A 21,746-nucleotide genomic window follows, 5' to 3' on the forward strand; every position below is an offset into this window, starting at 1 on the left:
GGCGAAGGCGAGCGGCGCGGCCGGGGCGAGCGGCGCGAAGGCGAGCGCGAGCGGCGCGGCCGGAGGGGGCGACGCGGAGGCGAGCGCGAGCGGCGCGACGACGCTGTCGCCGCGGATGAAGGCGGCGCTCGCGTCGGCCAAGCCGATCGTGGCGCCGATGAGCGTGAGCGGGCTCAGCCCGTCGATCGCGAACGCGCTCACGGCCGCGTCGGCGAAGGCCGGGCGGCCCGTGCTCGCGGTGCCTCCGGGGCCGCTCGGGTCGTTCGCGCCGCAGACGTTGCGGCCCGGGTCGGCGGTCGCGGTCGGGTACTCGACCGGGGACGTGCGGACGAGCGCGGTCGGCACCGTGACGTACGTCGACGGCGACCGGGTGTGGGTCTTCGGGCACCAGCTCGAGGGCGTCGGGCGGCGCGCGCTGCTGCTGCAGGACGCGTACGTGTTCCGGATCGTGAACAACCCGACAGCGCTCGGGGCGCTCGCGTCGACGTACAAGCTCGCGTCCTCCGGGCATGACCTGGGGACGATCAGCTCGGACGGGTTCAGCGCCGTCGCCGGGCGGACCGGCGCGCTGCCGCACACGGTGCCGGTGCAGGTCATCGCGCGCGACCTCGACACCAACGCGGTCGCCGCGATCAATACGTCGGCGGCGGACGAGGCCGCGGTGGATCTGCCGAGCGGCGGGTCGTGGACGTCGTTCATCGCGCCGCTCGCGGTCTCGCAGGCCGCGGCCGGCCTACTCGGCAGCACGCCGGCGCGGCTCACGGGGAACATGTGCGCGAAGATCGCGCTCAAGGAGATCGAGAAGCCGCTGCGGTTCTGCAACCGCTACGTGTCGACGTCCGCGACGCAGTCCGACGACGGCTCGTCGCTGAACGCGGTGCTCAGCGGCGCGTCGAGCGACCTCGCGAACGCGATCTCCTCGATCGACGCGTACACGGGCACGCCGCCGCAGGTGACCGGCATCAACGTGCTGCTGAAGGTCCGCCGCGGCGCCGACCAGGCGTTCATCCGCTCCGTCCGGCTGCCGTCGCGCGTCCGTCCCGGCCAGCGCGTGCGCGCCCGGGTGTCGCTCCAGCGCGTCCGCGGCGGCACGTTCGCCCGCAACTACACGGTCCGCATCCCGGGCGACGCCCCGCGCGGCAGCCAGCGCGTGCGCTTCGTCGGCCAGGACGCCGACCAGGGCGAGGACGGCTTCACCACGATCATCATCGGCGACGACGACGAGCGCGACGAGGGCGGCGATCCCGGCCCCACCTCGCTCAAGGAGCTCGAAGCCCAGATCAAGGCCACGGCTCGCTACGACGGCGTGACCGCGCGCGTCGGGCGCAGCAGCCGCTTCGAGGCGTTCCGCGACGACGAGTTCCGGATCTCCGGCTCCGCCGACGCGACGGTGCGCGTGACGCGCGACGCTCGCTAGCGCTCGCGTCGCTGGGAGTGCTCGCCCGGAGGGCTCGCACTCCCGCCGAATGCAGGGCTAGGCGTGGAAGCGGTAGACGACGCCGGCGTTGTCTGGCGTCGCTGCCGCGGCGTGCGGGACGGCGGCGCGCAGGATCGACGCGAACAGCTCGGTCGACGCGGCCATGTTCTCCACCAGCGTCGAGACCGGCGTCGCCTCCTCGGTGACGCCGTTCGCGTAGTCGGTCAGGAACCCGAGCAGCGCGAACGGGAGCTCGAGCTCGCCGCACAGCACGGTCTCCGGGCCGGCCGTCTGCGACACCGCGGTCACACCCGCCGCGGCCAGCGACCGGATCTCGGCGCGCGTGTTGAAGCGCGGCCCGTCGACGTGCCCGTAACAGCCACCGTCACGCACGGCCACGCCCGCCTCCTCGCCACCCCGCAGCAGCGCGGCGCGCAACCCGGACGAGAACGGGCCTTCGTAGATCCAGTGCCCGCGGTCGGCCGCGCCGGGTTCCGTGAAGAACGTGCACAGCGAGCCGTCCGGCAGCCGGTTCGAGAGGAAGTGCAGGTCGTCGAAGCACACGACCGACCCGAGCTCCGCGTCCGGCTCGACGGCACCGCAGACGGTCACCGCGAGCACGCCCGTCGCACCCAGCGACTTCAGCGCCGCGATGTTCGCGCGGTGCGTGACGTGGTTCGACAGCCGCGGATGCCCGACGCCGTGGCGGGACACGTGCAGCACATCGACCCCCGCCCACGAGCCGTGTGAGACGAACGCCTCGCCCCACTCCGTCAGCACCGGCTCCGAGCCGGACGTGGTGAAGCCCGGAAGCGCGTAGGTGCCCGAGCCGGTGAGGATGCCGATCGCCATGCCGCGCACCCTACCCGGGCGGCGCGGCCGTGGACGCGCGCACGACGAGCTCCGGCGCGGACGGCTGATAGTCCGGCGCGTCGGCGACACCGATCGCCGCGAGCAGCGCGCCCGCGGCCGCCTCGCCGAACTCTCCGTAGTCCACGCGCACCGACGTCAGCGGCGGTGACGCCAACGCGGCCAAGGGCGAGTCGTCGAACCCCGTCACCGACAGGTCCGCGGGCACGGCGAGCCCGCGTTCGCGCGCCGCGCCGACGACCGCCAGCGCGAGCACGTCGCTCGCGCACACCACTGCGGTCGGCTCCCCGGCGAGCAGGACCTCCGCCGCGGCCGCGGCCTCGCGATCGTCCGCGTGCACCGCCAGCCCCTCTTCGACGCCGACCGCGTCGATCGCCTCCCGCCAGCGCGAGAGCCGCACCTGCACGTGCTCGTAGTCCGCCCGCCCACCGAAGAACGACACCCGCTCGTGCCCCAGCGCCGCGAGGTGCTCGACCGGCCCGCGCATGCCCTCCTCGTGGCGCGTCTCCACCCACGTGAACGGGCACTCGCCGACCGGCCGGCCAGCCAGCACGACCGGCACGCCGGACGCCTCGAGCAACGCGAAGCGCGGATCGTCGAGCTCGACGTCCGTCAGCAGGAACCCGTCCACGCGCCCCGCCGCCGCGAGCCGCTCGTAGGCCGGGAGCGCCGCGCCCGCCCCACCCGGCACGAGCTGCAGCAGCAGCGCGTAGTCGGCGTCGGTCAGCGCCCGTTCGATCCCGGACAGGAAGCGGATGAAGAACGCGTCGAGCTCGAGCTGCTCCGTGTCGCGCGCGAGCACCAGCCCGATGGCGCGGGTGCGAGCCTCGGTCAGCGCGCGGGCGCTCGCCGACGGCCGCCAGCCGAGCTCACGGGCCGCGACGAGGATGCGCTCACGCGTGTCCGGGGACACGCCCGGCCGGTCATTGACCGCGAACGACACGGCCGCGGCGGAGACACCCGCGCGGCGCGCCACGTCAGCGATCGTGGGGCGGCGGCGCGGCGGGTCGGACGAGGTCACGCCACGTCGTTACCCGAACGTGCGCCTCGGGTAGCAAGCCTGAAGCGCTTCAGGGGAGAGGAAGGCACCAAGATGATGCGTGCACTCGGTACGGCGGGGCTGGTTCTCGCGCTGTTCCCGGCGACTGCGGGAGCCGCGAGGGAGATCTCCACGAGCGACCGGTTGGCGGACCGGCGCGAGGTCGTGGCGGGTGATCGCGCCTACGCGGTCGGCTTCCAGGACGGCGGCTGGTACGCCAACGGCTGGCACATCACGGGTGAGATGGGCGGCGTCTGGGCGCCCCCGCTCAAGCTCGCGGACGGCGTCTGGTTCGGCGTCGACGGCCAGTGGGTCGGCCCCGCCACGCGCTTCACCAGTGGCGCGGGCTACGTCCGCTACGACCTGCCGAAGCTCGACGACGTCGCGCTCAGCCGGACCGACTTCGTCCCCGACGGCCGTCGCGCGGCGCTGTTCGGCCTCACCCTGACGTCCTCCACGCCGAAGACGGTCGCCATCGACGTCGACGTGCACTCCGAGCTGCTGAACGCCTACCCGTGGAGCTCGAGCGAGGGGCACCCGACCGCTTCCGACAACGGCCAGGACACCGCCGCGAGCGAGCAGGGCGTGCTCGCGTTCCGCGACGGCGCGCTCACCGCGTTCGCCGGTGCGGACCGCACCGCGCAGAGCGTCCAGACCGGCCCGGGCTTCCGCGGCCCGCGCGCCGGGCTGATCTGCGGCCCGGACGGCAAGCAGCCGCCGAGCCAGTGCGACGACGGACCGGTCGGCCGCGGCGCCGGCGGCCGCCTGCGCTACAGCGTCCGGGTCTCAGACAAGCCGACGACGCTGTGGTTCGCGGTCGCCGCCACCCGCGCCGACCTGACCGCGGCCGCCAGGGACCCGCAGGCGCTGCTCGACCGCAAGCTCGCCGCCCGCGCCGCGCTCGCCGAGCGCAGCACCGTGAGCCTGCCGGGGGACCGCAGCCTGCAGAAGGCCGTCGACTACGGCAAGCAGAACCTTGCCGACCTCACGCAGACGGCGAAGGACCTGCAGATCCGCTTCGTCGACCGCGGCAAGGCGTACCCGCGCCCCGTCGGCGTCCTGAAGGAGGCGACGTTCATCGGCGCGGGTTACCCCGACTACCCGTGGCTGTTCGCCACCGACGGCGAGTACACGGCGTTCGCGGCGGTCGCTCTCGGCCAGTTCGAACCGATCAAGGCGCACCTGAAGGCGCTCCAGCAGGTGTCGGACCGGCTCAACGCCAAGTCGGGCAAGGTCGCGCACGAGATCGTCACCGACGGCTCGGTCTACTTCGGCGCGAACACGGACGCCGGCAACACGGACGAGTCAGTCAAGTTCCCGAGCGCCGTCGCCCTCGTCTGGCGTTGGACCGGCGATCGGCGCTTCCTGAACGACCTCTACGACTTCTCGCGGCGCGCGATGCGCTACGTCGTCGACAACCTCGACAAGGACAAGGACGGCTGGCCCGAGGGCCTCGGCAACGTCGAGCGCGAGGGCATGGGCGAGGAGAAGCTCGACAACGCCGTCTATCTGATCCGCGGGCTCGCCGACCTGGCCACGCTGGCGAACGACACGGGCGACGGAGCGACGGCGAAGTGGGCGTATGACCTGCTGCGACAGCTGCGCCCCGCCTTCGACCGCACCTGGTGGAACGAGGCGTCGCAGCAGTACGCCGACTCACTCGGCTCCAGCAACGCGCAGCTCGTCCAGCAGCACTGGATCGGCGTCACCCCGATGGAGACGGGGCTCGCGCCGGCCGCGCACGCCAACACCGCGCTCGACGTCCGCGAGACGGACTGCTTCAGCGGCACCGCCCCGTTCAACGTCGGCCTCTTCCACACGGGCTGCACCGGCGGTCCGGAGGGCAAGGGCGAGCGGACCGTGTTCAGCCTCAACACCGCGATCAAGGCCGTCGCCGACGGCAACTACGGCCGCTCGCAGCGCCGCTACACCGACGCGAACGCGAAGACGATGCTCGACGAGCAGCCCGGCGCGCTGCCGGAGATCCTGCCGTCACCTGACCAGAACCGGAACATCGACCGCTGCTGGACGTGCCGCTCGATGTTCATGCAGGCCTGGGGCCACTACGGCACGGCCTGGCCCGTGATCGCGCAGCAGCTCGGCGTCCAGCCGAACCTCGGCCGCCGCCGGCTGGACGTCGTGCCGAACCTCCCGCCTGACCAGGAGCTGATCAGCGGGCGGTCGATCCGCCTCGGCGAGGACGGCACCGTGGCGGTCCGCGCCCTCCGCGACGGCAAGACGTACGAGACGCGGGTCACGCTGCGCAGCGACGATGTGCGGACCCTGCGCATCGGTGTCACGCTCCCGCACGGCACCCGCCCGCAGCGCGTCTGGGTGGACGGCAAGCGCCAGAAGTACTTCCTCACTCCGCGCGTGACGAAGCGGGGCGTCGAATTCACCGTCAGCGTCACGCGCCCGCAGGGCCGCCACGTAGTGACGGTCGAACGACGTTAGTGCCCCGAGCCGGAAGTTCGCGGGCACCTACCGGACGTCTCGCCGCGCCTGGCGGCCGCCGGCGATCCCGCACGTACCACCAGCATGCGCTGGAATCACCAGCGGGCCCAGCCACGACGATCGGGCCCGCTATGCGCACGCGAACGTGCGACTCGCGGCACTAGCGGTCTTTGACGTCGCGCCGCACGCGCCCGCCGCCGGCGCCGGCCTCCGAGGCCGGGCCGCGCGGCGCGGCGATGCCGAGCACGCGCATCGCCTTCAGCCCGAGGCCGAGCTTCTCGCGGCCGTCCGTGGAGGCGACGTCCAGGCTGCTCAGGTCCTTCACGCGCTCGAGCCGGTAGCGCACCGTGTGGCGGTGCGTGAACAGGCGCGCGGCGGTGCCGGCGACGTTGCCGTCGGCGTCCAGGAACGTCTCCAGCGTCTGCACCAGGTCGGTCTCGTACTGGTCGTCGTAGGCGACGAGCGGCGCGACCGTCTCCGCGTAGAAGCGCTGCAGCTCGGCGGGGTCCTCGCTCATGGCGGGCAGCAGCAGCCGGTAGGCGCCGGTGTCCTCGAAGGCGAGCATCGCCACCTCGTCGCCGGCGCCGTCCGCGTTCGCGACGTTGGCGGCGAGCAGCGCCTCGTTGCCGGCGCGGTAGAGGTCCACCGGGTCCTGTGCGACGCGCGAGTGGCCGACCGCGAAGGTGAACCCGTGGACGGACGCGTTGAGCTCGCGCGCGATGCCCTCGGCGACGCGGCGCAGGGCCACGTCCTCCGCCGTCGGCAGGAGCACGGTGACGTGGTCCTCCATGCTCGCGGCGAGCGCGCCGGGAGCGCCGGACCGGGCCGCGCGCTCGGCGGCGGCGAGCACCCGCGCGCGCCAGTCGTCGTCCGCCGGCGCGAAGTGGTGCGCGCGCACGACCACGACGGCGCCGCCCTCCGAGAGGTCGGCCCCGAGCTCTGAAGCCCGGGCGATGATGTCCCCGCGGTCGGTCACCTTGCGGGAGAGCAGCGCGGTGAGGAACGCGGACTGGGCGGCCTCCGACGCGCGGTCGGGCGCGCGCAGGCGCTCGACCTCGGACGCGATCATCGTCGTGGCGATCCGCAGCACCGCGGCTGAGGTTCCACCGCCGCGGGGCCGCAGGCGCAGCCGGCCGACGACCGCGTCGCCCACGCGCAGCTCGTGCGTCTCGACGCCTTCGGCGTCCCGCATCAGCTGGCGCTCGTCCGCCGTTGAGCGCGCGGCGACCGCGAGCACGGAGCTCGAGCGGTCGATCAGGACGAGCGACGCATCAAGGGCGCGGGCGGCGGCGCGAACGACCTCGGGCAGACCCAAGCCCGACTCGACGGCGTCGGAAATGGCCCCGAGAGCACCCAGATCGGGCGGCGCCGCCTCCTTGCGGGCGGGCGAACTCACGGGCTTAGTTTAGAGCTCGACGCGATCGCTGAAATACCAGAGTGCTGCGAGCCCGACGCCCGTCCCCGCGAGCACGAACGCGGCGAGGATGTAGATGCTCAGCACGGTGGCGACGATCCGGTCGCGCACGCGCCAGTAGGACTTCCAGGCGGGGATGACCACGAGCGCGAGCCAGGCCACGAGGCTCACGAGCGCGGCAGCGCCGATGATGAGGTAGGTCTTCGTGTCGTCGGTCATCGAGACGTCTCGCTCGGAACATTGTGGCGAACGCGGCCGGCGAACAGCGAGAAGATGCCGACGAGCGACCAGATCGCGATCGCCAGCGCGGCTCCTCCAAGCACGTCGGTGAGGAAGTGCGCGCGCAGGTAGACCCGCGTCACGCCGACGATCGCGGCGAGGATCACGGCCACCGTGACGACCCCGATCCGCACCGCCCAGCCGACGCCCGCGCGCACGAGCACGGTGGCGATCGCGATCAGCGCGATCGCGTAGGCGGTGTGGCCGGAGGGGTAGGCGGCGTCGAACGTGTCCGTGAACGCGCCGATGGGACGCTCACGGTCGTAGGCGCTCTTGGTCGTATGGACGGCGGCCCACACCAGCAGCCAGCCGGCGATCAGGGCGACCGCGTCGATGCGGCGCCGCCGGACCAGGGCGAAGATCGCGGTGGCGAGCGTGAGCGCGGCGGTGACGGGCGACGAGCCGAGCTCGGTCACGACGCGGGCGATGTCGACGACCGTCTCGTTGCGCAGCCGTTGCGCGAGGTCGAACGCCCAGCGGTCGATCCGCGGCTCGGGGTTGTTGAGGATCGCGTCGCCGATCAGGAAGAAGTTGAAGCCGCCGATCAGCGCGAGCATCAGCAGCGTCGTGAGCTCCAGCCCGAGGTTGCCGGGCGTGATCCGGTCCGTGGTGAAGCGCGCGGCGACGTCGGCGAGCTTCGCGGCGGGGCTGAGCAGGAGGTGCCAGACGGGCCGGGCGGCCTTCGCGAGGTGCTTCCAGCCGGGCTGGTCGTCGCGCTCGTCGATCCAGTCGCGGACCTTCGCGCGCGCCTCCGGGCTGCGGCGCAGGTGGATCAGCGCGACGATCCCGCCGATCACCACGACGAGCGTCCCGAACGCGAACAACCCGCGCGAGACGTAGGTCGTGAGCTGGTCGATCGAGCGCCAGAACAGGAACCCGAGCGTGCAGAACAGGATCGACCACAGCCCCGCGGCGAGGATGTCGTAGGGCAGGAACTTGCTGAGCGGCATCCGCGAAGCACCCGCGGTGAAGGGGATCAGCGGGCGGACCAGGCCGAGGAAGCGGCCGAAGACGATGAACACCGCGCCGCGCTTGTCCAGGAACGCCTCGACCGTCCCGAGCCGCTCCTCCGTGATCTGCAGTCGCGCACCGTGCTTGAGGAGCCAGCCACGGCCGAGCCGGCGCCCGATCTCGAACGACGTCAGGTCGCCGAGGACGCAGCACACCCACACGATCGCGATCAGCACGAGCAGCGAGATCTCGCCCTGGCCGGCGACGAGCCCGCCGACGATCACCGCGGTCTCGCCGGGCGCGACGAACCCCAGGAAGGCGCCCGTCTCCAGGAACGCCAGCAGGCCGACGGCGAGGTACGTCCACTTGCCGAGCATCTGCCCCGCGTCCTCGAGCAGGTGCTCGAAGTTCGGCAGGTGCACGACGCCGAACCCGACCAGGCACGCGCCGGCGATCACCACGAGCTCGGCCACCTGCACCCAGCGGTGCTGCTTGTGGCGGCGGATGATCAGCCAGCCGGCGAGCGCGACCGCGGCGAGCAGCCAGGTGAACTTCACGCTCGGCCTCGGACCAGGCCTCGGGAACGAGCCCCCGGGCGAGTTCCCGCTGGAGCATGCGAGCGCGCAGCGCGAGTCATGCGGCGACGGCTCGCGGGTAGGCGTGGCGGAGGAAGGCGAGCGCCTCGGGGTCGTCGCTGATGCCGAACACCGTCGGGCCGGAGCCGGTGACCATCGGCTGCTCGGCACCGACGTCGCGCAGCGCCTGCAGCGCGCGGTCGATCAGCGGGCACAGCCGCCGCGCGGCGGGCTCGAGGTCGTTGACCGGCTCGAACACACCGTGCCGGAGCGCCTCCGCGGCAGCCGCGAGCTCATCGGGCGTGCGCGGCGTGTCGTGGGCGTCGAACTCGCGGTAGACCTCGCCCGCGCCCAGTGCCGCGTCGATCGGCAGGATGATCAGCGGCGGCTTGGCGCCCGGCAGCGGCTCCACGAGCTCGCCCGCCCCGGTCATCAGCGCGCGCTCGCCGCGCAGCATCACGGTCACGTCCGCCCCGAGCCGCATCGGCACGTCGTCCGGAACGGGGAGGCCGGAGGCCTGGCTGATCAGCCGCAGCGCGGCGGCGGCGTCGCTCGACCCGCCCGCCATGCCCGCGGCGATCGGAATGCGCTTGGTGATCTCGATCCGCAGCGGCGGCCCGTCCCACCCGGTCGCGGCCCGGAACTCCCGCAGCGCCCGCAGCGCGAGATTCTCGCCGTCCACGCCCGCGCAGACGACCTCGTCCGAACCTAAAGGCCCTGGGTCTTTAAGTTCGAGGGTGTCGGCCAGGTCGGTCGGCTGGACGAGTGAGACGAGCGGGTGCAGGCCGTCGGGGCGGGGCGCGCCGACCAGCAGGCAGAGGTTGACCTTGCCCGGCGCCCTCACGAGATCTGCTCGTAGAAGGCGCGCCAGTCGGCCGGGGAGAGCGACTCGGCGCGGGCGTCGGCGGGCTTGCCGATCGCGACCAGCGCTTCACGGGTGCGGTCGCGCAGGTCCTTCGAGCCACCCGGGGAGAGCTCGAGCGACTTCGCCATCGCCTTGCGCCGGTGCTTGAAGCCGTGCTGCACCAGCTTGACGAGCTCCTTCGGCGGCGCGGGCGAGTGGCGCTTCAGACCCACCAGCACGGAATCGACGTTCGGGACCGGGAAGAAGACGCCGCGCGGGACCTTGCGCTCCACGCGCACGTCGCACGCGAGCTGGGCGAGCACGGACGGGACGCCGTACGCGGACGTGGACGCCGAGGCGGCGAACCGCTCCCCGACCTCCTTCTGCACCATCGCCACCCACGCGACGACGCTCTCGAGCTCGATCGTCCGGATGATCACGGTCGCGGCGACGCCGTACGGCAGGTTGGCGACGACCTTGGTGGGCGCGGGGTCCAGCGCATCGAGGTCCAGCTTGACCGCGTCCGCGAAGTGCAGCGTGGTGTTCGCGAACGGCTCCAGCGCGTCCCGCAGCGGCAGCTCGAGCCCGCGGTCGAGCTCGACGACGTGCACGTGCGCCACCCGCTCGGCCAGGTACTCGGACAGCACGCCAAGGCCACCGCCGACCTCCAGCACGACGTCCTCAGGGGTCAGATCGGCCAGCCGCCCGATGATCTCGAGGATGTTCGAGTCGACGAGGAAGTTCTGGCCGAGGTCGCGGTTCGGGCGGATCCCGAACTCGCGCATGCGGCGGATCGATGGCTGCGTGGGCTCCGTCACCAGTGGAAGAGCTTGGCAGCGTTCGCTTCCACGGCAGCGTCCAGCTCCTCGTAGGCGATGCCGCGGCGCTCGGCGATGAAGCGCGCGGTGTGGGCGACGTACGCGGGCCGGTTGCGCTCCTTGCGCACGACCTGCGGCGTCAGGTACGGCGCGTCCGTCTCCACCAGGATGCGGTCGAGCGGCACCCGCACGGCCGCTTCGGCCAGGTCCGTCGACTTCGGGTAGGTGACGTTGCCGGCGAACGAGATCCACCAGCCGTGATCGAGGCACTCCTCGAGCCGGGTCGGCATCGAGAAGCAGTGCAGGATCACTTCCAGGCCGGCCGCGTCGCGCGCCAGCGTCGCGATCGTGTCGTCGTCGGCCGCGCGCGTGTGGATGACGAGAGGCTTGCCGACCTCCCGCGCCAGCGCGATGTGATCGGCGAACGCGCGCTCCTGGTCGGCGCGCGGCGCGTAGTCGCGGAAGTCGTCCAGGCCGGTCTCGCCGATCGCTCGCACGTTCGGATGCTGCGCGTATTCCCGCAGCGCGTCCAGCACCGACGGCTCGTAGCCCGTCGTCTCGTTCGGGTGCCGCCCGACCGCGCAGAAGACCTCGTCGTACTCCTCGGACGCGCGGATCGCCGCTGCGCACGACGCCTCGTCCATGCCGATCGTGAGGATCCGCGTGACGCCCGCCTCACGGGCCTGCGCGACGAGCTCGGCCTCGGGCGCGGGCCCGCGGTCGAGGTGGGTGTGGCTGTCGATCATTCCGGCTTGGGGAAGAGCGGGGCGATCTTCTCCACGGGCTGCCCGCCCGGGTGCGCGCCGTAGCGGGCCGTCTCGCACGCCGTCTCCGGTGCGCCGAGCGAGGCCAGCAGCTTCTCGGTCGCCTCCGGGATGTAGGGCACGAGCAGCACGGTCACGACCCGCAGGCCCTCGGCGAGCGAGCGCAGGACCGTCGCCAGCTCGCCGGCCTTCGCCTCGTCCTTGGCCAGCTGCCACGGCTGGTGCTCCTCGACGTACCGGTTCAGCCGCCGCACGCGCTGCCAGATCCGGTCGAGCGCCTGCGTGATCTCCGCCTTGTCGAGCAGCGCCGAGACCTCCTCGAGCAGCCCCTCGAAGTCCTCGCCCAGCTTCGGGTCCAGGTCCGCGGACGGCGCGGCGCCGTCGCAGTAGCGGGCGACCATGTTCGTCGTGCGGCTCGCGAGGTTGCCGAAGTCGTTGGCCAGCTCGCTCGTGTAGCGCTCCGCGAACCCGCCGACGGACACGCCGCCGTCCTGCCCGAACGTGACCTCACGCGCGCAGTAGAAGCGCAGCGCGTCGGTGCCGAAGCGGTCGATGACCTCGAACGGGTCGAGCACGTTGCCGAGCGACTTGGACATCTTGTGCTCGGCGCCCGACTCGTCCTTCATCAGCAGGAAGCCGTGGATGAAGATGCCCTTCGGGAGCTCGATGTCCGCGGCCATCAGCATCGCGGGCCAAAACACGGCGTGGAACTTGAGGATGTCCTTGCCGATGATGTGGAACGCCGGCCAGAACGTGTCCCGCAGGTCCTCGCCCTCGCGCGCGAACTGCAACGCCGTGTAGTAGTTCAGGAGCGCGTCGAACCAGACGTAGAAGACGTGCCCGGTGTCCCACGGGACCTCGACGCCCCAGGTCAGCTGCGAGCGGCTGAGGCTGATGTCGTTCAGGCCGCCGGTGATGAACGAGTGCGCCTCGTTGAAGCGCGTCCCCGGCGTCACGAAGTCGGGCCGCTCGGCGTACAGCGCCTCCAGGCGCTCCTGGAAGGCGGAGAGCTTGAAGAACCAGTTCTCCTCGCTCTTGTGCTCGAGCGGGATCTTGTGGATCGGGCAGGTGTCGCCGGGCCCGATCTCCTGCCCGGTCTTGAAGTCGGCGCAGCGCGGGCAGTACAGGCCCTCGTACTGGCCCTTGTACGTGAAGCCGTTGTCGTGGATGCGCTGCATCACGTCCTGGACGGCGCGCTTGTGGCGCGGGTCCGAGGTGCGGATGAAGAAGTCGTTCGTGACGTTCAGGCGCGGCCCGAGCGCGATGAAGCGCTCCGCGTTCTTGTCCGCGAGCTCCTTCGGCGACACGCCAAGTTTCTCGGCGGCCTGCGCGACCGGCTCGCCGTGCTCGTCGGTGCCCGTGAGGAAGAAGACCTCCTCGCCGCGCTGGCGCATGTGCCGCGCGAGGATGTCGGCGCCGATCGTGGTGTACGCGTGGCCCAGATGGGGCGCGGCGTTGACGTAGTAAATCGGCGTCGTGACGTAGTAGGCCATCGCGCCGGGAGACGTTAGCGAGACTCGAACCAGTGCAGTTCTTCCCAAGTCCCGTTAGCCTTGCGTCTCCTTGAACCGCATCCTGCGCTTCATCGCACAGTTTCCCGGGCGCGCCTGCCTGTATCTGCTGGTGTCCACCGTCGTCCTCGGCGGGGCGTTCTTCAGCCTCGTCGAAGAGCAGGCCGACTGGATCGACGGCATGTGGTGGGCGATCGTGACGCTGACCACGGTCGGCTACGGCGACTACTCGCCCGAGACCATCGCCGGCCGGTGGGTCGCGATGTTCGTGATGGCCGGCGGGCTCGGCTCGGTCGCGATCCTCACGGGTTTGCTCGCGGACGAGATCCGGGAAGCACGCATCCACGGCCGTGACGAGACGCCCGAGCTCGACGACGACATCGAGCACGTGATGGCCGTCATGGAAGCGGAGATGGACAAGATCCGCGCCCGCGTGTCGCACCCTGAAGTCGTCGATGCCTTGCGCCGCATCCACGCCAACGAGGCCTCCAAGGAAGAGACGAAGTGACCCAAGAACGCCGCCGACTCCGCTCCCGCGCCGTCCCGCTGATGGCGGTGCCCGTGCTCGCCATCGCGTTCGCCGCCTGCGGTGGCGACGACGACAGCGCGTACTGCGTGGACGACAACGACCAGATCGTCGAGAACCGTTACTGCGACGACGAGGCCTACGCGGGCAACAACGGTGGCGGCGGTGGCGCGTTCTTCTGGTTCTACGGCGGCAGCGCGGTCGGCGGCAACCGCTACGTCCCAGGCACCAAGCTCACCGGCGGCGACCGCGTGGCCGCGTCCAACGTGGCCGAGAACGCGCGCCGCGGCGGGTTCGGCTCGTCCAGCCGCAGCACGTCCGCCAGCGGTGTGGGTCGCTCCGTCGCCTCCCACTCCGGCGGGGGCTGATGCATCGCATCCAGGTCGAGCCCCGGCAGGGCTGGCCCGCGATCATCGAAGAGCAGGGCCTCATCTACTGGAAGACCGAGCTTCCGGACGGCTCGATGATGCCGTACTGGCACGAGTCCAACGCCTACACGCTCGGCAGCGACGAGGTCTACGAGATGGAGGCCGCCGCGCGGCTGCTGCTCGAGATGCTCGTGGAGGCCGGCGACTACATCATCGAGAGCAACCTCTTCTCGCAGATGGGCATCCCGGGCTGGGCGGTGCCGCGCATCAAGGAGACGTGGGAGTCCGAGCCGCCGATGATCTACGGGCGCTTCGACTTCGCGTACGGCAACGACGGCTTCAAGATGCTCGAGTACAACGCGGACACGCCGACGTCGCTCGTCGAGACCGCCGTCCAGTGGCACTGGGTGCAGGACGTCTACGGCACCGGCGGCGACCAGTGGAACATGGTCCACGAGCTGCTCGTCCAACGCTGGAAGGAGCTGCTCCCGCGCCTGCCGGGCGACCGCGTGTACTTCGTGCACACCAACGCCGAGAACTCCGGCGAGGACTTCATGACCGCCGGTTACATGGTCGAGGTCGCGCGCGAGGCCGGTTTCACGTGCGAGCTGATGTCGATCGAGGCGATGGGGCTGCACGAGCACATCGGCTTCGTCGACCGCCAGGGCCGCTCGATGCGCAGCGTGTTCAAGCTCTACCCGTGGGAGTGGCTCGTCCACGAGGAGTTCGCCGAAGAGGCGCTCAGGCGGATGGGTGACGACCAGGGCCAGACGCTCTGGATCGAGCCGATCTGGAAGATGCTGTGGTCCAACAAGGGCATCCTGCCGGTGCTCTGGCGGCTGTTCCCGGACCACCCGAACCTGCTCCCCGCGTTCTTCGAGGGCGAGGAGCACAAGCTCAAGAGCTACGTCAAGAAGCCGCTGCTCGCGCGAGAGGGCGCGAACTCGGTGATCGTGATCGACGGCGACGAGGCGGACCGCGGCCCGGACCAGGGCTACGGCGAGGAGGGCTTCGTCGTCCAGCAGTACACCGATCTCGGCGACTACGACGGCAACCACCCGGTGTTGGGTGTGTGGACCGTCGACATGGAGCCCGCCGGGCTCGGCATCCGCGAGTCCAATGGGCTCGTGACCAACAACTTGTCGCGGTTCGTGCCGCACGTCATTGATGACTGAGAGAGGGAGCGTCACCCGTGTTTGAGCTCATCCTGCAGACCCTTGCCTACAGCGGCATCGGCCTCGTCGTGCTCGTGGTCGGGTTCCTCGCGCTCGACCTGCTCACCCCCGGCCGCCTCGGCATCCACGTGATGGAAGGCAACCGCGGCGCCGGCCTGATCGCCGGCACCGGGCTCGCTTCACTCGGCCTGATCCTGTGGTTCTCGATCTACTTCACGGGCGCGGGCTGGGACGGCCTGGACGACGCCGCGATCTTCGGGCTCATCGGCGTCGTCACGCAGGCGATCGGCTTCCTCATCCTGGACATGCTGATCCCGGGCAAGCTCGCCGACCACTGCTTCGACGGTGGCACCGAGCGCGTGCACGCCGCGGGCTACGTCACGGCCGGGATTCAGCTGTCGGTCGCGCTGATCATCTGCGCCTCGCTGACGTAGCTGCCGTCCTTCAGGACCCAGGTGCCCTCGCGGGCGCCGGAGAAGACGAGCTCGCCGAACGCCGGGTAGCGCTCCATCAGCCACAGCAGGTTGGACATCGTCAGCTTGTCGGCGTCGAGCTGCTCCTCGGTCTCGTCGCCGACGAGGAGATCCCAGCCTGAGGACTTCTGGCCGTCGTCGCGCGGCGGCCGCTCTTCCTCCTCCGGGTCGTGGTGGACGACCTCGGGCTGCAGGTCGTCGTCCTCGAGCAGCCGCTTGGGGACGTACGCGAGCAGGTCCTCGAACGGCTCGGTGCGCTCGTCGTAGATCGCGATGACGTGCTCGGCCTTGAAGCGGACGGTGTCCTCGCGGGAGATGTCCCGGATCGCCGCGGGCTCGTTGGTCAGCCAGCCGTAGTACTCGTCGCCATCCCGGCCCTCGACCTGGACCCACATGCGCTCGCCGCTCATGCCGTCGTCGCGGGTTTCGTGCAGCGCGAACACCATGCGCACGACGTCGCCCTTCTCGAGCCCGTTGCGCGCTTCCTCGCTCGGGATGAAGAACGAACGCGGGTTCGCCGCGTGGAGCTTCTCGGCGTTGTCGAGATACCAGTCGCTCATGCCTTCGCCACCTCGTGCAGGTACTGGGGATCAGGAGCGCGTTCGCCGCGCTCCATCGAGTGCACGAGCTCGACGACCTTGTCGTTGTGCGGCGTGGGGATGCCGAGCTCGCGGCCCTTGGTCGCGACGCCGCCGTTGACGACGTCGACCTCGGTCTCACGGCCCGCGTCGAGGTCCTGCAGCATGGAAGGACGGACGTTGGCCATGTGCTCCATCATTTTCCTGAGTGGTGCGGGCCCAAACGCGTAAGGGTCGACGTGGTGCATCTCCTCGAGCCGCAGGTCCTGGGCGCGAGCGACGGTGACGCCCTCCTCCCACAGCGCGAAGACCGCGTCCGCGCCCTGCTCGGCGACGCCGCCGTAGCGCAGGCCCGAGATCGCCGACAGGCCGGTGAAGGTGGAGTTGACCTGCAGCTTGGTCCAGATCATCCCGCGCACGTTGTCGGTCACGCGCGTGTGGCCGATGGGCTCGAGCGCCGCGGCCAGCTGCTGCGCCCGGTCCGTGATCGTCCCGTCCAGCTCCCCGACGGCGTAGCCGCCCTCGGAGTCCCGGATCAGCTCGCCCGGACCCACGTTCGACCCGCCCCACTCGACGAGGCACGCGAGCAGGTTGCCCTCCCCCACGAGCTCCACCATCCGGTCCTGGATGAGGCCGTTGCCGAGCGTGACGAACGCGCCGATGCCGCCGCGCTCGACGAGCGGCGGGATCGCCACGTGGTGCAGCGGCGCTTTGACGGCGATCAGGGCGAAGTCGAACTCGCCGTCCAACGCGTCGACGGTCGACACCGCTTCGAGCTTGACCGGCGCCGCCTCGTTGATCACGAGGCCCGGGTCGCTCAGCTTGGCGACGTGCGCCTCGTTGGCGTCGAGCACGACCACGTCGGCGTCGACACCCGCGGCGGTGATGCCGCCGATCGCGCCACCACCCACCACCAGAATCCTGGACATGCGCTTAGCGTAAGCGGAACGTGGCGCTGCGGGCGAGCTCGGTCGCCTCGTCGGACGCGGTCAGCAGCACGCGCGCCTGGACCTTGCGGCCGCGGTCGATCGTGAAGCGCGCGGTGCCGCCGGAGCCCGTCTTCGTCGCCTTGACCGGCCACCAGCCGAAGTGCTCCTTGAGTTTGAGCTGCAGCACGACCGTCGAGCCGGCCGAGGCGGGCGTGACCTTCACGGTGATCGTGAGCTTGCGCTTGCCGACCTTCTGGCCGGCGCTGACCTTGCGGTCGAGCACGAGCAGCTGGACGGGCGGCGCGGACTCGCCGCCGGCGACCGCGGTGTAGGACGCGGTGGCGGCGGGGCTCACGGTGGCGGAGAAGGCGCCGGCGGCGCCCACGGTCGCCGTCGTCTGCTCGACGCCGTCGGCCTGGATCGACACCGTCGTGCCCTCGGGCAGCGCGGCGCGCCCCTTCAGCGCGTACGGCTTGCCGGGCGCCGCGGGCTCCTTCGCCGCGTCCAGCAGCAGGCGGTGGACGCCGACGTCGCCGCGCATCGACGGGTGCAGCTGGCAGAAGTACGCGTACGTGCCGGGCGCGCCGAAGCGATGCTCGTACAGGCCGTCCATCAGCAGCCGCGGGGAGGCGAAGCTGCGGTCGTCGGCGAGCACGTTGTGCGCGCGGAGGGAGGCGTTGTGCCAGGTCACGGTGTCGCCGGCGAGCACGTCGATGTGCGGCACCGCGAACGACGCGTTGTAGATCGGGACGGCCGGGCCGTCGTGCTGGCCGCCGTGGTCGTGCTGGGCCGCGGCCGGGGCGGCGGGCAGGAGCAGGAAGGCGGTGAGGGCGAGCAGGCTGCGGCGCATCGGTACGCGACTATCTCGGCTGCGCGAAACCGGTGCGATGGAGTTCTCCGCCGTCCTTACGGGGGATATCCGAACCTCGCCTCAGTGCCAGCACCACACTTTCCCGCAACGCTTGACTTCCGCTGTGCGGCGGCGTTTCTTGAGACGCATGATTGCCCTCCGCACCGTGGTCGCCGCCGCCGCGATCACGCTCGCCGTGCCGGCCATGGCGCAGGCGAAGACGAAAGAGATCTACGCGGGCTCGCCCCCCGCGACGACGAAGAAGCTCGGGGAGGCGACCGTCGCCAACGCGTTCTATCCCGGCAAGCTCAAGGTCAACGTCGGTGACTCGGTGAAGTTCGTGCCGGCCGGCTTCCACAACGTGCACCTGCCGAAGAAGGGCGACGGCGTCACGCCGTTCCTGATCCCGACCGGGCAGAAGGTCGCGGGGTCCAACGATGCCGCGGGCGCCCCGTTCTGGTTCAACGGCCAGGACGCGATCGGGCCGAACCCGGCGCTGTTCACCGCCGCCGGCTTCGGCAAGAAGTTCACCTACAGCGGCGCCGCCGAGATCCAGTCGGGTCTGCCGGGTGAAGGCGCCAAGCCGATGACGGTCAAGTTCTCCAAGACCGGCACCTACAAGGTCTACTGCGACATCCATCCCGGCATGGAGGCGTCCGTCACGGTCGCCAAGAAGGGCGCGAAGGTGCCGACCGCCAAGCAGGACGCGGCGACCGTCAAGAAGGAGGGCGACGCGACCGTCAAGGCCGCCAAGGGCCTCGAGACCAAGACGCAGCCGGCCAACACCGTCGCGCTCGGCAGCGCCACCAAGGGCGGGATCGAGTACCTCGGCATGGTCCCGGCCAGCCTCACCGTCAAGAGCGGAACGACGGTCAAGTTCACGATGACCAAGGGCAGCTTCGAGCCGCACACCGCGACGTTCGGCCCCGGGGACGTGAGCGACCCGAACTCCTACGTCGGCGTGATCGCGAAGTCGTTCGAGTCGCCGGCGATCGACCCGCGCGGGCTCTACCCGAGCGACGTCACCCCGGTCTCGCTGAGCCCGACGACGCACGGCAACGGGTTCTGGAGCACGGGCGTGCTCGACGCCTACAGCCAGACGCCGCAGCCGATGGACGCGAGCGTGAAGTTCGACACGCCCGGGACGTACAAGTACCTCTGCGTGATCCACCCCTTCATGCAGGGTTCGATCACCGTCCAGTGAGACGCCTGACGGCTCTGCTGGTCCTCGGGGCGGCGAGTGTTCTCGCCGCCCCGTCGGCGTCCTCGGCCGCGACCCGGGAGTACTGGGTCGCGGCCGTGCCCGTGACGCTGAACATCGCGCCCAACCAGCGCGACGCGATCCACGGCACGGCGTTGACCCCGGCCGAGACGGTCTTCGGCACCGTCGTCTACCGGCGCTACACGAAGGGCTGGAAGAAGCCCTTGGAGAACGTGACCGCGCCCGGCTCCGGCAACTCGGACCTCATCCCCGGCCCGCTGATCCGCGCCCGCGTCGGTGACAAGCTCCGCGTGCACTTCAAGAACCTGGACACGGCCTTCAACCGGCCGCACTCGATGCACTTCCACGGCGTCGAGTACAAGCCCGACTCCGACGGCTCCTACCTGCCCGGCTACTCGGGTCGCGATGCGGACGTCAAGCCGGGTCAGACCTGGACGTACAAGCTCACCGCGGGCAAGGACTCCGCGGGCGCGTGGCCGTACCACGACCACGGCAAGGAGATGACCGCCTCGCTCGAGGGCGGGATGTTCGGGATGCTCTCGATCCTGGGCCGGCGCGAAAAGGCACCCGATCGCGAGTACGTCGTGGTGTTCTCGCCGATGGGCAAGTTCCAGGCCGTCAACGGCCGCGCGTTCGTCGGCAACACGCCGGTGTTCAAGTCACGCGTGGGCGAGCTCGTCCAGTGGGACGTCGCGGTGATCGGCTCCGAGCACCACACCTTCCACGTGCACGGCCACCGCTGGCGCACCCCGCTCGGCGTGCCGATGGACACCGTGACTCTGGGCCCGGCCGAGTCGGCCCGGATCCGCTGGCGGGAACGCGACCCCGGCACGTGGATGTACCACTGCCACGTGGAGAGCCACATGATGGCCGGGATGATCGGGACCTATCAGGTCAAGAGAGCGCGGTAGAGCTCGTTCGACGGCGCGCCGGTGAGGTCGGAGACGACCTTCGCCGCGGTCTTCGAACGGGCGCCCGCCTCGACCAGCGCGCGCACGGCCTCGACCGCCTGCGGGTCGAGGCCCTCGGGGGCCGGCGCGGCACCGACCACGAGCACGATCTCGCCGCGCGGGTCTTCCTTCCCGTAGCGCTCCGCGAGCGCCTGCGCGCTGCCGCGGACGATCTCCTCGTGCAGCTTCGTCAGCTCCCGGCAGACCGCGACGGGGCGCTCGGGGTCCAGCTCGGCGAGGACCTTGAGGGAGGCGCCCACGCGGCGCGGCGACTCGAACGCCACGACGGTCTCGCGCCCCGTGAACACCTCGCGCAGCGGGCCCGCCTTGCGCGGGAGGAAGCCGGCGAAGCGCCAGACGTCGTTGGGGAGGCCGGAGGCCACCAGCGCGGTGATGGTCGCGGACGGTCCGGGCAGGACCTCGACGCGCAGGTCCGCGGCCACCGTCGCCTGGACGAGGTCGTAGCCGGGGTCGTTCACCAGCGGCATGCCGGCGTCGCTGACCAACGCGATCACCTCGCCCGAGCGCATCCGCTCGACCAGCTCGCCCGCCCGCGCCCGCTCGTTGTGCTCGTGGTAGGAGACGAGCTTGGCCTCGATGCCGTGCCGCTTGAGCAGCCCCGCGGTGTGCCGCGTGTCCTCGCAGGCGACGACGTCCGCCTCCCGCAGCGTGGTCAGCACGCGCAGCGTGATGTCCTCGAGGTTCCCGATCGGCGTCGGGCAGACGACGAGACGTCCGCTCAACGCGGGTGGTTCTCGATGGCGCCCGTGGTCTTGCCGTCGAGCACGTCGCGGGCCAGCAGACCGGCGCCGATCATCCCCGCCTCGGGGCCGAAGCGGGCGGCCTCGACGCGCACGACGTCCTTGCCCGGCGCGAGCGCGCGCTCCAGCATCACCTCGCGTGCGGGCGCGAGCAGCAGCTCACCCGCCGCGATCACGCCGCCGCCGATCACGACGACCTGCGGGTTGAAGATGTTCACCAGGTTCGTGATGCCGACGCCGAGCGCGCTCCCGATCGTCTCGATCGCGCCCCGGGCCACCGGGTCACCCGCCGTCGCGAGCTCGGTGATCAGCGGGCCGGTGAGCTCACGGCCTTCCTCGAGCGCGTGGCCGAGCGCGGTGTCGGGCTGACGGGCGACCGCCAGCGACGCCTCGCGCACGAGCGCGGAGCCGGACGCGACCGACTCCAGGCAGCCCCAGTTCGGGCAGTTGCCCTGGCACGGGCGCCCATTCATCTCGACGACCATGTGCCCCATCTCGGCGCCGCCCATGATCCAGCCGCGGTAGACCTGGCCGTTGAGCAGCAGGCCGCCGCCGATGCCGGTGCCGAGCGTGAGCAGCGCCACGTCCGTAGCGCCCTGGGCGATGCCGATCCGCGACTCGCAGACCGTGTGGCAGTTCGCGTCGTTGTCGACGACGACCGGCATGTTCAGGCGGTCCGCCATCAGCTCGCCGAACGCGATGTCCTTGAGCGGGACGTTGACGGCCTGCACCGCCATGCCCGTCCGCGAGTCGAACGTGCACGGGATCCCGAACCCGATCGCGCTGATCTCGCCGACCGACGCGCGGATCTCATCCACGGCGTCGGCGATCATCTGCACGAGCTCATCCTGATTTAGCCCGTACACAAGTCGGTTGGTACGGTGGATCACCGATAGATCCGCGTCGATCGCTCCCGCCAGCAGCTTCGTGCCGCCAAGATCGACGCCGATGACGTAGCCCTCGGCCATGCCGGCCACC

The 21,746-nt window shown here is 71.1% G+C and carries 23 protein-coding genes; 8 read left to right on the plus strand and 15 right to left on the minus strand.

Annotation, left to right across the window (positions count from 1 at the left end):
- The coding region (locus OJ997_RS20440; protein WP_270027077.1) for a hypothetical protein at positions 1–345 on the minus strand (345 nt) is incomplete at its 3' end.
- Here OJ997_RS20440 and OJ997_RS20445 point away from each other — a divergent pair.
- Positions 323–1,417 carry a hypothetical protein gene (locus tag OJ997_RS20445; protein ID WP_270027078.1) on the plus strand — a complete coding sequence of 365 codons (1,095 nt, stop codon included), beginning with the start codon at positions 323–325 and terminating at the stop codon, positions 1,415–1,417. The two genes, OJ997_RS20440 and OJ997_RS20445, sit on opposite strands and share 23 nt — an antisense overlap.
- 57 nt (positions 1,418–1,474) lie before the next feature.
- On the opposite strand, the gene OJ997_RS20450 is transcribed toward OJ997_RS20445, so the two are convergent.
- A complete protein-coding gene (locus tag OJ997_RS20450) occupies positions 1,475–2,269 on the minus strand; it encodes an MTAP family purine nucleoside phosphorylase (protein ID WP_270027079.1) in 795 nt (264 codons plus the stop codon).
- Between the two features lie 10 nt (positions 2,270–2,279).
- On the minus strand, positions 2,280–3,308 hold the full coding sequence (locus OJ997_RS20455) for a LacI family DNA-binding transcriptional regulator (RefSeq protein ID WP_270027080.1): 1,029 nt from the start codon (positions 3,306–3,308) through the stop codon (positions 2,280–2,282).
- Positions 3,309–3,380: 72 nt separating this feature from the next.
- Here OJ997_RS20455 and OJ997_RS20460 point away from each other — a divergent pair, with 72 nt between their 5' ends.
- Positions 3,381–5,780, plus strand: coding sequence for a glucosidase family protein (locus OJ997_RS20460; RefSeq protein WP_270027081.1), 2,400 nt, complete (start codon positions 3,381–3,383; stop codon positions 5,778–5,780).
- A 160-nt stretch (positions 5,781–5,940) separates the two neighbouring features.
- Here the strand turns inward: OJ997_RS20460 and OJ997_RS20465 are convergent, their stop codons facing one another.
- From OJ997_RS20465 to metG, 7 genes are all read right to left on the minus strand, one after another.
- Positions 5,941–7,176 carry a PucR family transcriptional regulator gene (locus tag OJ997_RS20465; RefSeq protein ID WP_270027082.1) on the minus strand — a complete coding sequence of 412 codons (1,236 nt, stop codon included), beginning with the start codon at positions 7,174–7,176 and terminating at the stop codon, positions 5,941–5,943.
- A gap of 9 nt (positions 7,177–7,185) precedes the next feature.
- Positions 7,186–7,413 (minus strand): hypothetical protein, encoded by a 228-nt coding sequence (locus tag OJ997_RS20470; protein WP_270027083.1) that lies wholly within the window; start codon positions 7,411–7,413, stop codon positions 7,186–7,188.
- The gene (locus tag OJ997_RS20475) at positions 7,410–8,981 is read right to left on the minus strand and encodes a bifunctional DedA family/phosphatase PAP2 family protein (protein WP_270027084.1); all 1,572 of its coding nucleotides are present in this window, start codon (positions 8,979–8,981) and stop codon (positions 7,410–7,412) included. The genes OJ997_RS20470 and OJ997_RS20475 overlap by 4 nt, the downstream gene beginning before the upstream one ends.
- Before the next feature lie 76 nt (positions 8,982–9,057).
- Positions 9,058–9,843 carry a 4-(cytidine 5'-diphospho)-2-C-methyl-D-erythritol kinase gene (locus OJ997_RS20480; RefSeq protein WP_270027085.1) on the minus strand — a complete coding sequence of 262 codons (786 nt, stop codon included), beginning with the start codon at positions 9,841–9,843 and terminating at the stop codon, positions 9,058–9,060.
- Positions 9,840–10,661, minus strand: a complete 822-nt coding sequence (gene rsmA, locus OJ997_RS20485) for a 16S rRNA (adenine(1518)-N(6)/adenine(1519)-N(6))-dimethyltransferase RsmA (RefSeq protein WP_270027086.1) — start codon at positions 10,659–10,661, stop codon at positions 9,840–9,842. The genes OJ997_RS20480 and rsmA overlap by 4 nt, the downstream gene beginning before the upstream one ends.
- Complete coding sequence (locus OJ997_RS20490) at positions 10,658–11,407, minus strand: TatD family hydrolase (protein ID WP_270027087.1); 750 nt, start codon at positions 11,405–11,407, stop codon at positions 10,658–10,660. Before OJ997_RS20490 ends, rsmA begins: the two co-directional genes overlap by 4 nt.
- Positions 11,404–12,918, minus strand: coding sequence for a methionine--tRNA ligase (gene metG, locus OJ997_RS20495; protein ID WP_270027088.1), 1,515 nt, complete (start codon positions 12,916–12,918; stop codon positions 11,404–11,406). The genes OJ997_RS20490 and metG overlap by 4 nt, the downstream gene beginning before the upstream one ends.
- A 70-nt stretch (positions 12,919–12,988) precedes the next feature.
- Between metG and OJ997_RS20500 the strand changes: the two genes are divergently transcribed.
- From OJ997_RS20500 to OJ997_RS20515, 4 genes are read left to right on the plus strand one after another with little or no spacing between them, the layout of a single operon-like run.
- Positions 12,989–13,444, plus strand: a complete 456-nt coding sequence (locus OJ997_RS20500) for a potassium channel family protein (protein ID WP_270027089.1) — start codon at positions 12,989–12,991, stop codon at positions 13,442–13,444.
- On the plus strand, positions 13,441–13,830 hold the full coding sequence (locus tag OJ997_RS20505; protein ID WP_270027090.1) for a hypothetical protein: 390 nt from the start codon (positions 13,441–13,443) through the stop codon (positions 13,828–13,830). The genes OJ997_RS20500 and OJ997_RS20505 overlap by 4 nt, the downstream gene beginning before the upstream one ends.
- Positions 13,830–15,005 (plus strand): glutathionylspermidine synthase family protein, encoded by a 1,176-nt coding sequence (locus OJ997_RS20510; RefSeq protein ID WP_270027091.1) that lies wholly within the window; start codon positions 13,830–13,832, stop codon positions 15,003–15,005. Before OJ997_RS20505 ends, OJ997_RS20510 begins: the two co-directional genes overlap by 1 nt.
- Before the next feature lie 17 nt (positions 15,006–15,022).
- Positions 15,023–15,439 carry a DUF350 domain-containing protein gene (locus OJ997_RS20515; protein WP_270027092.1) on the plus strand — a complete coding sequence of 139 codons (417 nt, stop codon included), beginning with the start codon at positions 15,023–15,025 and terminating at the stop codon, positions 15,437–15,439.
- Here the strand turns inward: OJ997_RS20515 and OJ997_RS20520 are convergent.
- Genes OJ997_RS20520 through OJ997_RS20530 form a run of 3 tightly spaced genes read right to left on the minus strand, consistent with a single transcriptional unit; the run spans position 15,397 to position 17,835 of the window.
- Complete coding sequence (locus OJ997_RS20520) at positions 15,397–16,038, minus strand: DUF2314 domain-containing protein (RefSeq protein WP_270027093.1); 642 nt, start codon at positions 16,036–16,038, stop codon at positions 15,397–15,399. The two genes, OJ997_RS20515 and OJ997_RS20520, sit on opposite strands and share 43 nt — an antisense overlap.
- On the minus strand, positions 16,035–16,985 hold the full coding sequence (locus OJ997_RS20525) for a ketopantoate reductase family protein (RefSeq protein ID WP_270027094.1): 951 nt from the start codon (positions 16,983–16,985) through the stop codon (positions 16,035–16,037). Before OJ997_RS20525 ends, OJ997_RS20520 begins: the two co-directional genes overlap by 4 nt.
- 4 nt (positions 16,986–16,989) lie before the next feature.
- Positions 16,990–17,835 carry a plastocyanin/azurin family copper-binding protein gene (locus OJ997_RS20530; protein WP_270027095.1) on the minus strand — a complete coding sequence of 282 codons (846 nt, stop codon included), beginning with the start codon at positions 17,833–17,835 and terminating at the stop codon, positions 16,990–16,992.
- A 148-nt stretch (positions 17,836–17,983) separates the two neighbouring features.
- On the opposite strand from OJ997_RS20530, the gene OJ997_RS20535 reads away from it, so the two are divergent.
- Together OJ997_RS20535 and OJ997_RS20540 are read left to right on the plus strand one after the other, a co-directional pair.
- Positions 17,984–19,039: a cupredoxin domain-containing protein gene (locus OJ997_RS20535; RefSeq protein ID WP_270027096.1), complete on the plus strand. Its 1,056-nt coding sequence runs from the start codon at positions 17,984–17,986 to the stop codon at positions 19,037–19,039.
- Positions 19,036–19,968, plus strand: a complete 933-nt coding sequence (locus OJ997_RS20540) for a multicopper oxidase domain-containing protein (RefSeq protein WP_270027097.1) — start codon at positions 19,036–19,038, stop codon at positions 19,966–19,968. The genes OJ997_RS20535 and OJ997_RS20540 overlap by 4 nt, the downstream gene beginning before the upstream one ends.
- On the opposite strand, the gene rsmI is transcribed toward OJ997_RS20540, so the two are convergent.
- Together rsmI and OJ997_RS20550 are read right to left on the minus strand one after the other, a co-directional pair.
- A complete protein-coding gene (gene rsmI, locus OJ997_RS20545; protein ID WP_270027098.1) occupies positions 19,947–20,750 on the minus strand; it encodes a 16S rRNA (cytidine(1402)-2'-O)-methyltransferase in 804 nt (267 codons plus the stop codon). The genes OJ997_RS20540 and rsmI overlap by 22 nt on opposite strands.
- Positions 20,747–21,736, minus strand: a complete 990-nt coding sequence (locus tag OJ997_RS20550; protein ID WP_270027099.1) for an ROK family protein — start codon at positions 21,734–21,736, stop codon at positions 20,747–20,749. Before OJ997_RS20550 ends, rsmI begins: the two co-directional genes overlap by 4 nt.
- Positions 21,737–21,746: the final 10 nt, after the last annotated feature.

This window comes from Solirubrobacter phytolaccae, assembly GCF_027587195.1.
Taxonomy (GTDB): domain Bacteria; phylum Actinomycetota; class Thermoleophilia; order Solirubrobacterales; family Solirubrobacteraceae; genus Solirubrobacter; species Solirubrobacter phytolaccae.